Here is a 12,727-nt window from a genome sequence, read left to right as displayed (position 1 = left end):
GCACCAGACCCACGATGAACATGACCTTGCGCAGCATATTGGCCGCGGCGGCTATCGCCGCAGCCGTGCACGCCTTTACCATGGGCGTCCTGTGCGACGTGTTGCCCCGAGAGGCCACGCCGCCGCTGCTGCACGTTTCGCGCGATCTGCACTTTCCCGAGGGCAACTTCCTGCGCCTCGCGCACAGCGACGGGTCCGTTGTGGTGCGCACCCACGAGAAACCGGATTTTGAAATTCGCGCCGAGATCCGGGCCTACGGCGACGCGGCGCTGCGGTCCGAGGTGGCCGAATATGCCGAGACGATGGTCCAGGGGACGGCGGACGGCGGCGGCATACGCATCCAAACCGAAAGCGGTGAGCGCCCGGACCCGGTCGAATTCCGGATCGATTACCAGCTCACGGTGCCGCGCAACGCGAATGTCTCCGTCGAGGGGGCCAACGGAAATGTATTGATCCACGAGGGCTGCGGGGCGCTGTTTGTCCAGGGCAACAATACCGACATCAAAATCCTCGGCCCGGGCGGAGCGGTCCGCGCGGAGAGCAACAACGGGCGGATCGTCGTGAAGGGCGCGCCCGGTGAAACGGTGCTGAAGACGATCAACGGCAGCGTGTACGCCAGCATGGCCGGCGGCTACCTCGAGGCGAGCACGACCAACGGGGAGGTGGCGGTCGTGCTGCTCACACCCGACGTCGCGTCCTGCGATTTGACCTCACAGAACGGAGGCATTAAACTGATGGTGTCAGACCCCGGCGACCTGGCCCTGCGTGCCGCGACCGACAGCGGGACAATCTACTGCGGCATCGATCTCGCATACGATCCGGGATTTCCGAAGCGCAGAACTCTCGAAGGGCGGTCGGGTTCGGGCTCCAACCCGGTATCGCTCTATTCTCGGAACGGCGATATCCGCATCGTAAGGAACGCACCATGAATGTCTCGGCCCCGATGGCGCTTCGCGTGGAAACAGCCAGTGCGGCGCTTCCCGACACCTGCGCGCCGGCCGAAGTATCCGATTTGGAACTGGTCGAGCAAACGCGCGCGGGACACACGGAGGCCTTTTCCGAACTGGTGCGCCGCCATCAGCAGATGACCTACAACCTGGCGCTCCGCTTCATGCGGGATCCGGTGCTGGCGGAGGACATGGCGCAGGAGGCCTTTCTCAAGGCCTTTCGCCTGTTGAAGGGCTTCCGCGGCGACAGCAGTTTCAGCACCTGGCTTTACCGCGTGACGTGCAGCGTCTGCCTGACGGAGATCGGGCGCCGAAAGCGCCGCGGCGAGGTCGAGTTGACCCCCGCGCACGTGAACCAGTCGGCCGTGGAGCCGCCGGAGGCCTCGGACCTGCCCGAGAACATCCGCCGTTGCGTCACCCTCCTCTCCGGCCGTTACGCCGAAATCGTGACCTTGTACTATTTGAAGGGGATCTCCTACGACGAGATCGCGGCGGCCCTCGACATCCCCATGGGCACCCTGAAGACCTGGATGTTTCGGGCGCGAAAGCAATTGCGACAGGTCGTGGAAAAGGAGTTGTTTTCGGATGGCTGACCGCCTGCCCAGCCTCGCCGAGCTGGACGCCCTCATTGAGAGCGCCCTTCGCGACGAGCCGCTCCTTCCGGCGCCCGCGGGAATGCACGCGCGGATTGTCGGGCGGGTGGAGTGGTCCGCGCTCGCCGAGCGCGAACGCGCCCGGTTCCGCAACGCCCTGATCGGCGGTCTCGTGGCCGGCGTCGCGGTCGTGGCGGTGGCGGTCACCATCGTCGCGTTCACCAATTTTCACTTGTTGCTGGCGCACGGAATCTCCGGCGGGCTCGGCCGGCTCGATTACTACTCCGATTACTATTCCACGGCGCTCCAGCGCCCCTGGCCCGTGACGGCGGACGCCAATTTTCTTGCGCTGGCCCTGTTGCTGGGCGCCATCACGGTCTGGGTGGGCGTGCAGCCCCTGTTGCGGTCCATTCGCGTTCACCCGCTGCGCACGGGTGAACCGATCTCCGGCCGCTTTCTCCGCACGCGATAGAGCGGCTCGGTCTTATGCGGGATGCCGCGAGCAGCAGGTCTTCTTGCACACGAAAGGCAGTGGCTAGATGAGACGTCGCAGGGGCAAAGGGCAATCCACCGCGCTTCCAACCGTATTGCTCATTGCGTTCGCCCTGGCCGTCCTCGCCGGCATCGCCATTCTCATTACGGCCGGCCGGGAGCCGCTCCCGCCCGTCTCCACCTTCTCCTATGAGGAACGCCCCGCCGCGCGCCGCGACTACGGGCCCATGCCCGGCTTCGGGCCCGGGCGCGGGCGCGGGCGGACGGAGACCCCTTCCGGAACAGAGGCCACGTTCACCGCCGCGCCCGCCGAAACCGCAACCCCCGGCGATACGGAGCCCGGCGCGGCCTTCCTGATCACCGGCGCCGTGACCGACGCGCGGACGCGGGAGCCCATCGCCGGTGTGCACCTGCTCGCCAGCCGGGTCCCGACACCCGCCGAGGAGGCGGAATTCAACGCCCGCGATAGGGAAGCGGCGCAGTCGGGGGACGCCGACGCCATCGCGGCCACCATCGACCGGCGGCGCCAGATCTGGGCCGACGCTTCGGGCCAGTCCGGGCCGGATGGGCGGTTCCGCGTGCCGATTACCGCGCCGGGCGAGTACCAGATCACCGTACGCCCGCGCGCGCACCTCCGCCAGACGGTGGAAAAGCGCTATGTGGGGGAATCGAACCCGGAATGGAAGGTCGACATCGCCCTCGAGACCGGGGCGACCGTGTCGGGCCGCGTTACCGACAGCCAGGACGGGCGCGGCATCGAAGGCATCACGGTCCGGGCCACCTTCGAGGAGGAACACTGGACCCAGGCCGCGGAAACTGCGGAAGACGGGACCTACACCGTCGGCGGCCTCAGTCCAGGCGCCTACAGTGTTATCGCGGACATCGAGCGCACCCCCTACCGCGTTACGCGGGTGCTCCCGTTTCGAAAGACGCAGATCACGGCGCCCGATCAGCAGGTCGCCAACATCGACTTCAAGCTCGACAAAGGCGGGGTGGTGTGGGGCTACGTGACGACGCCGGACAACGAGCCGGTTTCCTCCACGGTCATGCTGGTCACTTCCGAAAGCGTGCTCACGCAGGCGCTCACGGCGATGGTGCGCCGCGCTCCCCCGCTCACAGGCCATTCCTCCCGGGAAGACGGCTACTACGAATTGGTGGGTGTGCCGCTGAACGAGGAGTGGCGGCTCTACGCGACGGCGGACAAGAACGCGCCACAACTTGCCAATCCCTTCATCATCACCCCGCGCAACAAGGAAGTGCGGGTCGACATCACCATGTTCACCGGGTCGGACGTGTTCGGCCAGGTCGTGGACAGCAAGGGCCGCGGCGTTCCGGATGCGCAGCTGGTGTGCATCCCGAGCTACCGCCAGCTGATGTCCCCGATGGAATCGGCGCAGGCCATGCGCGAGGAGCGCAGCGACGAAGGCGGCTTCTTCACGCTGGCGGAGCTTCCCGCGGGCAACTACCAGGTGATGGCCCATAAACAGGGCTTCAAGTACGCCATCCAGGGGACACCGCTCTACGCCAACGGCTACCACGACGTGAAGAATTTCCGCGTTGTCCTGGAGAACATCGCGTCCGGACGCTACAAGGTCTATGGAACCGTCGAAGACGCTGCCGGGCGGGCCGTGGAGGGCGCGCGCGTGGTCCTTTCGGGCTTGGGCACGGAGAGCCTCCAGGGGGTCGGGCGCGAAACCGAAACCGCCTCCGGCGGCGATTTTGAATTCGACGGGGTCGAGATTGGCACGTACACGCTTTCGGCCGACAAGGCCGGCTTCAGCCGCAAGACCCTCGGCAAGGTCCTGCTCGACGAGCCCAACCGTATCGTGCTGGAGGCCGCGGCTGTGGTCCGCGGGCGCGTGATTGCGCGCGCCACGCGGCAGGCGCCGGAAAATGGCTATCGGGTCGGGGCGATGCGCCTGGGCGGCGCGGAGGATGGAGAGTCCGGAAGAAACTTCTTCTCCATGCTCAGCGAGGCCGAGTCGGATCAGCCCGGGCAGGAATTCGACGACCCGCAGGGCCGCTATGAGTTGACCCTGGCGGCGGGCGCGTGGCAGCTCGAAGCGCGGGCCGAGCCGCACGCGCCGGCGCGCCGGGAAATCAATCTCCTGCCCGGCGACGTGCTCGACGACATCGACCTGATCCTCAGCGAGGAGGGCAGCCGCATCGAGGGCTTTGTGCGCACGGCGGACGGCCAGAGCCCGCAGGGCGCGACCGTCTTCCTGGTCGAGGCGGGGTCCGCGTCCCAGGCGCTGACGCTCTTCGCGCAGGACGGCGGCGGCCAGTCCACGCAGGTCGCGGAGGATGGCGCTTTCGAGTTTGAGCGCCTGGCCGAGGGCACGTACTTTGTCGTGGCGCGGCACCCGGCCTACCCCCAGGCGATGAGTCCCGCGATCTACCTGGAGGCCGAAGACAGCGCCACCGGCGTGGAGATCGTCATGGGGCCGGGCGGTTCGCTGGAGGGCTACGTATTCGACAACGGCCGGCCCGCTTCCGGCTGGGTGGTCACGGTAATCGCGCACGGCCAGCCCTACACCGCCAGCTCGGATGAAAACGGCGCCTACGAAATCCGCAATATTCCGGAGGGCAAGTTCCAGGCCTTCGCCTCGAACCCCAGCCTGGGCCTGAACCTGGACGCCATCGCCGGCCAGGGCTATCCCGTGACCATCTGGAGCGGATCCGTCACCTACCAGAACTTCGGCGAGTTCGAGGGCATCACGGTCACCGTCAATGTGTACCGGCCGGGCGGCAATCCCCTGATCCCGTCCGGCCTGGAGAATATCGGCGCGCGCGTCGTGCTGAATCCCGGCGCGACGCCACCGCTCATCGGCGAGGGCATCGACGCGGGCGCCATCCCCGGCGAACACTATACGATGGCCGGCCAGTCCGTGACCATACCCGATGTCTCGATCGGCCCGTGGCGCGTGGACTATTATGAACTGGAGCGCACCGGCACGTTCCGCTGGCGCGGCATGCAGGATTTTGAGATCAACGGCGAGGAGCCGGAGGTCCTGGTGGAATTGTACGCCAACTGACGCGGGCCTTTCGGGGGCGCCGGTGGGCGCCGCCCCAACGTAAGCGGAAACCCTATGTCGCTCATTGAAATCGAAAACCTGTGCGTCCGCTACGGGCCGCTGAAGGCGCTGGACGGCGTGAGCTGCGCCATCGAAGAGGGATCCGCCGTGGGACTGCTCGGCCCGAACGGCGCCGGCAAGAGCACGTTGATGAAGACGCTCCTCGGCTTCAATCGCGCGACGAGCGGCACAGTGACGATGATGGGGCATCCGATGCCCGGGGGAGCCCTTCGCGTGCGCCAGGAACTGGGCTACATGCCCGAGCGCGAGGTCGTCAGCCCGCAGGTAAGCGCGGTCTCTTTCCTCACCTACGTCGGACGCCTCTTCGGCATGAGCCGCGTGGATGCGATGGAGCGCACGCACGAGGTGCTCAACTACGCCGGACTCGGCGAGAACCGTTACCGGAAGATGGAAACCTATTCGACGGGCATGCTCCAGCGCGTGAAGCTGGCCCAGGCCCTGATTCACGACCCGCGCCTCCTCCTCCTCGACGAGCCGACCAACGGCCTGGACCCGGACGGACGCGAGGAGATGCTGCGGCTGATCGCGGACATCGGGAAGACTCGGAAGGTGACGGTGTTGCTCTCGTCGCACCTGATGCCCGACGTGCAGCACGTGTGCGAGCGCGTCATCATGATCCAGCGCGGGCGCATCGTGGAGGAGGGCACAATCGCGGACCTGACCGCGCCGCGCGAGGGCCAGTATGAAGTTCAGGCGCACGGCGAGCGGGAGGCTTTCTTTCGCGCCCTGGAGGCCTGCGGCGTGCGCCGCGTGGCGGAGCGCGACGGACGCCTCCTCGTGGAGCTGCCCCCCGGCGAAAAGGCCGATCTCCTGTTCCGCTGCGCGCGGGACGCCGGCGCCCAGCTGCGAGGCCTGGAACCGGCCCGCAGCAGCCTGGCCGAGGTCTTCATGAAGGCCATGCAAGCGCCCGCGAACGGCGAGGATGCCGCCTAGATGCCCGTCTACGCCCGCACTTACCGGCATTACGACGGCGCCTTCCGCCGTTACGCACGCTGGATGCTCATTGTGGAGCAGGAAATCCGCATCCTCATCAAGTCGAAGATTTTCCTGCTGCTGTGCTTCGCGGCCTTCATGCACACCCTGCTGCGGCTCTTCCAGATCACCGCCTACGACGTGATCATGCAGGATCCCAATCACCCGCTTGCGGCCCCGTTGCAGCAGGTCGCCTTCCTGGTGGTGAAGGAGCAGAGCTTTTTCGACTACCTGCGCCTCCAGGGGCCGCTGGTGCTCCTGGCCTGCCTCTACGCGGGCGCCGGCATGATCTGCAACGACTTCCGGAATAACCTCATGGAAGTGTACTTCTCCAAGCCGATCACCTGGCGGGATTACGCCCTGGGCAAGGTGCTGACGCTCGTGCTTATCGGGCTCGCATTCACCGCCGCGCCGGCCACCGCGCTGGTCGCCCTGCACAACCTCCTCGCGCCCGGCTGGGACACGCTCTCCACCACCTTCTGGTGGCCGCTGCAAATCTTCGTCTTCTCGCTGGTTATCGTATTGCCCTCCGCCCTCAGCGTGCTCGCCTGCTCGGCGCTGCTCCAGAGCCAGAACTACGCCGCGATCGCCGTGTTCATGCTCGCCGTCGCGAACGGCGCGCTCGGGACCCTGCTGGCCGGCTTCCTGCGCGACCCGAACTACCTGATCGTTTCCTTCCCGATGGCCGTCAACCGCGTGGGCCAGGCCATATTCCACCAGCAGGAGCTCTTCTTCACCATGCACTGGCGGTGGCCGCTGCTGTACATCGCGGCCGTATGCCTGCTCTGCGTCTATATCGTTTTCCGGCGCGTGCGCCGCGCGGAGTGCGCCTGATGGGTACCGTGATCGCCGCCCGCGGGCTCTCGAAATGGTTCGGCGAAGTCGTCGCGCTCAACGACATCAACCTGGAGATCGAATCCGGCGTCACCGGGCTCCTCGGCGCGAACGGCGCGGGCAAGAGCACCTTCATCAAGCTGGCGCTCGGGCTCTACCGCCCCTCCCGAGGCAGCCTGACGGTGTTTGGCCAGTCCCCGCGCAACAACCTGCCCGTCCTGCGGCGGATAGGCTACTGCCCCGAGCTGGACACCTTCCACGACAACATGACGGGCTTCGAATACGTCTACTGGCTCAACCGGTACTGGGGCATGACGGCGGCGGCGGCGGAAAAAGCGGCGGAACAGGCCTGCGATCGCGTGCGCATGACGGATCGCATGGACGACCCCATCGAGGAGTACAGCAAGGGGATGCGCCAGCGCATCAAGATCGCGCAGGCGATTGCGGCGGACCCCGACCTGCTGTTTCTCGACGAGCCCATGGCCGGGCTGGATCCCCAGGGCCGCGAGGAGATGTTCTCGCTGATCCGGGAGCTGGGCGACAACGGCTATTCGGTCATCGTCTCCAGCCACATCCTCTACGAGGTGGAGCGCGTGACCGATCACGTGGTGTTACTTTTCCAGGGCAGCGTCATGGCGCACGGGCGGGTGCGCGAGATCCGCTCCCTGATCGACCGGCACCCGCACACCATTCATGTGGACTGCAACGCGCCCCGCGCGCTGGCCGCGCATTTTCTCCATGATCCGGGCGTGCTCCACCTGGATTTTGAAGAACACCGGCTCGTCATCAAGACCCGCGATCCGGGCGCATGCTACGCGCGCATCAACGAGGTGGCGCTCACCCCGGAAATTGAAATACACCGCATCCAGTGCGCCGACGACAACCTCCAGGCGGTCTTCGACTATCTGGTGAAGTAAGGAGAGGGCGGCCGTGAGCCAGACCGCGGAAAAGATCAGCATCCTCCCAGCGCCCGCGCGCGCCGCCGGGCCGATGTCCCACTACAACCAGTGTCTCCGCGCCTCCTTCGGACAGAGCCTCATGCTTATGCTGCGGCGCCAGCGCGTGATCCTCGCCGCCGCAATCGCCATGCTGCCCGTGCTTATCCCGCTCGCGATGGCCTTCCTTTCCTCCAACCACGCCGGGGATTCCGGCCTCGACGTCTTTACGCGCCTCGCCCGCGAAGCGCACGTGGGCGTGCTCGCCCCGCTGCTGGCGCTCTTCTTCGCGACGATGATCGTGGGCGAGGACGTGGAAGGGCGCACCATTCCGCTCATGCTCACGCGCCCGATGCCCCGCTCCGCGTGGGTGCTGGGGCGCTACGCGGCGTATCTGCTGGTCAGTGGCGCCATTCTCGGATCTTCACTTTTCCTGACCTTCGCCGCGTCCACCGCGCTGCCGGATCTCGCGTTCGATTCCGACGGCCTCGGGCGCCTGGCGGCCAACGAATTCGCCATGTTCATGGCGCTCGCCGCGAATGGCGCTTTCGCCCTTTTCCTTGGCGCGGTAACGCGCCGCCCCATCATCATCGGCGTGCTCGTCCTCTACGGCTGGCAGCGCATCGCCGTTACCGTGCCGGGCATCGTCGATTTCCTGACTATCCTCAAATACACCAACGAGCTCCTGCCCGCGGCCGTACAGGCCACCACAGAGGCGGCGCGCGAGGAACTCACCACATTTCGCCGGCAGGTGTACTACGTGGGCGCGGGCAAGGCGGCGCTCGCGCTGATCGCGATTTCCGCCGCGTTTCTCGCGGCGTCGGTATGGGTCGTGCGCATCCGCGAATACGCCACCGACCGCGCGGCGGGCAGCTGAAGTCCCGGCGCGCGTAGAAAAACAGGGCAACACGTTAGCCGCCTGATGCAGCGAGCGGGAACGCCGCCTGGCGCAAAGCATCGCGGACACCCCTGTCCACGGCAAATGTAGGATAGCCGTCCCGGCTGTCCACCGCGCCAAAGGCGCAGCAGGATCGCGGACATTCCTGTCCGCGGCAACGTGAGCTCACCTTCAAAAAATTCCCCTGCCCCTCACCAAAACCACCTCAAAACGAAAGTGGCACAGCCGTCCCGGCGGTGTTCAGCGCCGAAAGGCGCAAATGTAGGATAGCCGTCCCGGCTGTCCCTTGCGCCAAAGGCGCAAAGGATCGCAAACATTTCCGCCACGGCGGACCTTCGCCGGATTTGGCCCGTTTCCGGGCCTTTTTGCAATCCCCGCTCAATTGCTGTAGTATGCAAGATCATGTCACCCATGACAACAGGCGCTTGCCGGCCAGGCAGGCACTGCCGGCGCGCCCCCCAACCCTTCGACACGCGCTCGCGATCCATCTTGCGAACCGGCTCTGTCCGGGCCGCACCCGCCGTGACCGGCCCCCTTCTCCCGCGCTTCCGCACCCGAACCGGTGCGGTCTTACGCCGCCAGCGCGCCCAACGCGAAAGGAATTCAACATGAAGAAGGACGAAAGCAAAGGTTACATCGCCGTGCTCGGCTGGAGCCTGAAGGCCATCGAGGCGCTGGAGCAGTTTGACCGGCGCTATCTCGTGGTGGCGCCGCCGTGGGCGGAAGAATACGCCAGGGCCAACGATATTCCCTACATGCCCTGGCATTTCGAGCGGCTGAACGAGAAATCCTACGAGATCGCGAAAACACTTCAGGAAATAGGCATCGATGTTTCTATACCGCTGTACGAGGAAACCGTGGAGTGGGCCGGCGCGATCAACGCCGTGCTGCTGGACAATCCCCGGCTACTGAACCAGGCGCTGCTCTTCCGCGACAAGGCGCTGATGAAACGGCGCGCGCAGCTCGCGGGCATCCGCGTGGGCATTTTCGAGGAGGCGCACAACAAAGACGACGTGGTGCACTTTCTCAAGCGTGTGAACCAGGCGCTGCTCAAGCTGGAGGGCGACCCGAACGATCCCATTCACTTCAAGGCCTTCGACAAGGCGGGCTGCCTGGGCCACCGCGTCATCAAGACCGTGGAGGACGTGGAGCACATCTCCGACGACGAGTTTCCCGCGCTCCTCGAGAGCCACCTCGACGGCGTGGAGTTCGCCTGCGAGGTGTTCATCCACAACCGGAAAATCCGCTTTCTGAACATCTCCGAGTACGTCCACCTGGGCTATTCGGTATTCATCCCCGCGTCGCCGAAGCTGGAGCAGTGGCGTCCGCGCATCACCGAGGAGATCGAAAAGCTCATCGAGGCCTTCGACATCAATTACGGCCTGATCCACCCCGAGTACTTCGTCACCAGCGACGGCAAGATGTACTTCGGCGAAGTGGCGTACCGGGTGCCCGGCGGGAACGCGTTTGAACTGATCGAACGCGCCTACGGCTTCAACGCATACCAGGCGCAGGTCCTCGTGAGCGACCCCAAGGCCACGGAGGAGGAGGTCAAGGCGTTCTTCCCGCGCGAAGTTGAGGACGCGAAGGGGCACGCGGGCACATTTCTGGTCTACCCGCGCCGGCGCATCATCTCGCGCCTCGAAATCCCCGCCGAAACGGAAAATGACCCCTACTACGAGTACCACGATCTCCAGCCGCCCGTCGAGAGCAAGGTCGCCAAGCGCACCGCCTTCGGCAGCCACTACGGGAGCGTGTATTTCTTTGGCGACGATCCCGATCGTGTGCGAGATCTCCTGTTGCGACAGGAAGAGCTGGATTTCTTCCTGTAGGACCGATACGATACGCCGATGGCCATGAATATGACTGCCGAATCCGACATGTTTGCGCGCCTCTCCGCAGGCTTCGACGCGGCCCTCGATCGCCTCGAAAGCGCGCCGCCGTTTGCCCGCCCGAATCACCTGGGACGCTTCCTCGACCAGGCGCGCCGCCTGCTCGCCACCCCGGGGGGGACCGCGCACGCCTACGCGCACGCGCCCCGCTTTCGGGCGGCGGGCGCTTTCACGGGCAGCGATTGGGATCACCCGGAAACGCTGAAGGCGAATCTCGTTCCGCTTACCTTCGACGCTCCCGATGCGGCGCTGGTCACCCTCGAGTGCCTGAGCGAGCTGCGCATGCTCGCCGTGGTGAACGGGGAGCACTTCGAGCCCCTCATGGCGGCGGAGCAGGCGACGCACTTCCTTACGAAAGTGCTTGCGCTGAACCTGCACCACGTTTTCGGAATCTCGGGCGAGTCCGACCGCGCGCGCGGCGCGGCCCGGAGCGACACGCTGCGCCACCAGATGCAATTCCTGGCGGACCAGCTGGGCTACGAGCGCGTGCTCGAGCAGGTGCTCGACGAGATCTGGCGCCTGTTGCGGCAGCGCCCGGTTCAGGTGGACGTGGTGCGGGTGATGGTGGCGCGCGTGGCGGAGTGCCTGGTGAACCCGGATATCCACCTCGAAACCACCGCCTGGGGCGCGGAGAGCCTCGTCGCCGCGCTCTTCCGGCCCACGGAGGCGAGCCGCGAGGATCCCGGGGTCGACGCCTACCGCCAGCGCCTCGAAGGCATGCCCGCGCGCGGCCTGGAGGAGGAGGCGCGCGCGCTGGCCCGCTGCATGCACGACACGGGCCTGGTTTCCCCGTATCACGCAACCTTCGTCCGCCACGCCCTGGCCGCCAATCCCGACCTGCTCCCGATAGCGCTCGGACTCAGCACCACGGGCGCCGACGCCTTCGCCTGTTACCGCGCGCTGGTGACCACCCTGCTGGATCAGTGCGTCTACCCCGAGACCTGCCAGGCTATTCTCGGCATGAACGCGCTCCTGGAGCGCGGCATCCTGTACCAGCCGGGCGTCGCGCCTTCCCTGTGGCGCCACACGAAGGCGCTGCTGCACGAAGACGTCAAGTCCAAGATCGCGGCCGTCTGCGGCGCCGCGCACCCGCCCCGGGTCTACCTGATGATGGGGCTGCTCAACGTCCTCGGACAACCGCTGGGCCTCGGCCAGGGAAACAACCCCGTATGCCAGTCCACCCGCGCCATTTCCATGTGGGCGTACAGCGACCCGGACTACCTCCTCCAGCTCGTGCGCTGGGCCGCGCGCGACAACGATGTCCAGATGATGTTTGAGGGCCAGATGCTGCAATCCAGCGCGCTCCCCGCCCCGCCGCACGCGGCGGCCGCCTACCATGATCTCGATCCGATATCGCTGGTCCTCGTGCCGCACCTCGACAAGATCTACGCCGAGATGGGTCGCCTGTGCGCCGGGCGCGGCGACGACCCCCACCGCTGGATCAATCCCGAGTTCCACGGCTGGCGCGTCAACCGCGGCTTCGAGATCGCCGTCGACATCGCCACGGGCCAGCCCCGCGACCTTGGGGAGTTCATTGGGGCCTTCTACTCGGTCTACCACCCCTACTACAACGACGACACCCCCGTGGTGCACCCGCAGCCCGCCGGAATCGCCGTGACCGACAGCCAGGCGCGCTACGTGGGCTGGCACGCGATCACGATTCTCCGCGTGGCGCTCGATCACGAAGGCGCCATGCGCGTTTACTTCTTCAACCCCAACAACGACAGCGGCCAGGACTGGGGCGGGGGTGTCACCGTATCCATTCATGGCCACGGCGAGGCGCCCGGCGAGTCCTCCCTGCCCGTCGCCCAGTTTGCGTCACGCCTCTACTGCTTCCACTACGACACCTTCGACTACCACGAAAACGCGCGGGACCTGCCCGCCACCGAAGTAGAGGCCGCGGCCGCGATGGCGGCGGAAAGCTGGGTCTCCGGGCTGAACCGCTGAACGGCGCCCGCTGGTAGCGTAGCCGCGCAGTGCGTGCAACAGCACGACGCGCCCATCACCCGCCTGAAAAGCGAGGCCACTGTCGCGACCGAGGCGGCAGTGGCGTTCGCACTCTTTCCCCA

Annotated in this window: 10 protein-coding genes; all 10 read left to right on the top strand. The window is 66.2% G+C overall.

What is annotated here, in order from left to right:
* Positions 1 to 14 precede the first annotated feature (14 nt).
* The 10 genes from KF886_10635 to KF886_10590 all read left to right on the top strand — a co-directional run bounded on the left by KF886_10635 (position 15) and on the right by KF886_10590 (position 12,605).
* The gene (locus KF886_10635) at positions 15 to 929 is read left to right on the top strand and encodes a hypothetical protein (GenBank protein ID MBX3177809.1); all 915 of its coding nucleotides are present in this window, start codon (positions 15 to 17) and stop codon (positions 927 to 929) included.
* Entirely contained in the window at positions 926 to 1,540 is a 615-nt protein-coding gene (locus KF886_10630) for an RNA polymerase sigma factor (GenBank protein ID MBX3177808.1), read from the top strand. The genes KF886_10635 and KF886_10630 overlap by 4 nt, the downstream gene beginning before the upstream one ends.
* On the top strand, positions 1,533 to 2,012 hold the full coding sequence (locus tag KF886_10625) for a hypothetical protein (protein MBX3177807.1): 480 nt from the start codon (positions 1,533 to 1,535) through the stop codon (positions 2,010 to 2,012). Before KF886_10630 ends, KF886_10625 begins: the two co-directional genes overlap by 8 nt.
* A gap of 67 nt (positions 2,013 to 2,079) precedes the next feature.
* Complete coding sequence (locus KF886_10620; protein MBX3177806.1) at positions 2,080 to 5,067, top strand: carboxypeptidase regulatory-like domain-containing protein; 2,988 nt, start codon at positions 2,080 to 2,082, stop codon at positions 5,065 to 5,067.
* Between the two features lie 54 nt (positions 5,068 to 5,121).
* Positions 5,122 to 6,060 carry an ABC transporter ATP-binding protein gene (locus KF886_10615; GenBank protein MBX3177805.1) on the top strand — a complete coding sequence of 313 codons (939 nt, stop codon included), beginning with the start codon at positions 5,122 to 5,124 and terminating at the stop codon, positions 6,058 to 6,060.
* Positions 6,061 to 6,933, top strand: a complete 873-nt coding sequence (locus KF886_10610; protein MBX3177804.1) for an ABC transporter permease subunit — start codon at positions 6,061 to 6,063, stop codon at positions 6,931 to 6,933.
* Positions 6,933 to 7,850: an ABC transporter ATP-binding protein gene (locus KF886_10605; protein MBX3177803.1), complete on the top strand. Its 918-nt coding sequence runs from the start codon at positions 6,933 to 6,935 to the stop codon at positions 7,848 to 7,850. Before KF886_10610 ends, KF886_10605 begins: the two co-directional genes overlap by 1 nt.
* Before the next feature lie 13 nt (positions 7,851 to 7,863).
* Positions 7,864 to 8,745, top strand: coding sequence for an ABC transporter permease (locus KF886_10600; GenBank protein MBX3177802.1), 882 nt, complete (start codon positions 7,864 to 7,866; stop codon positions 8,743 to 8,745).
* 629 nt (positions 8,746 to 9,374) lie between these two features.
* Positions 9,375 to 10,598, top strand: a complete 1,224-nt coding sequence (locus KF886_10595) for a carboxylate--amine ligase (protein ID MBX3177801.1) — start codon at positions 9,375 to 9,377, stop codon at positions 10,596 to 10,598.
* A 24-nt stretch (positions 10,599 to 10,622) separates the two neighbouring features.
* Positions 10,623 to 12,605: a hypothetical protein gene (locus tag KF886_10590; protein ID MBX3177800.1), complete on the top strand. Its 1,983-nt coding sequence runs from the start codon at positions 10,623 to 10,625 to the stop codon at positions 12,603 to 12,605.
* Positions 12,606 to 12,727: the final 122 nt, after the last annotated feature.

Source organism: Candidatus Hydrogenedentota bacterium (assembly GCA_019637335.1).
Taxonomy (GTDB): domain Bacteria; phylum Hydrogenedentota; class Hydrogenedentia; order Hydrogenedentales; family JAEUWI01; genus JAEUWI01.
This window is presented reverse-complemented; position numbering and strand designations above follow the sequence as displayed.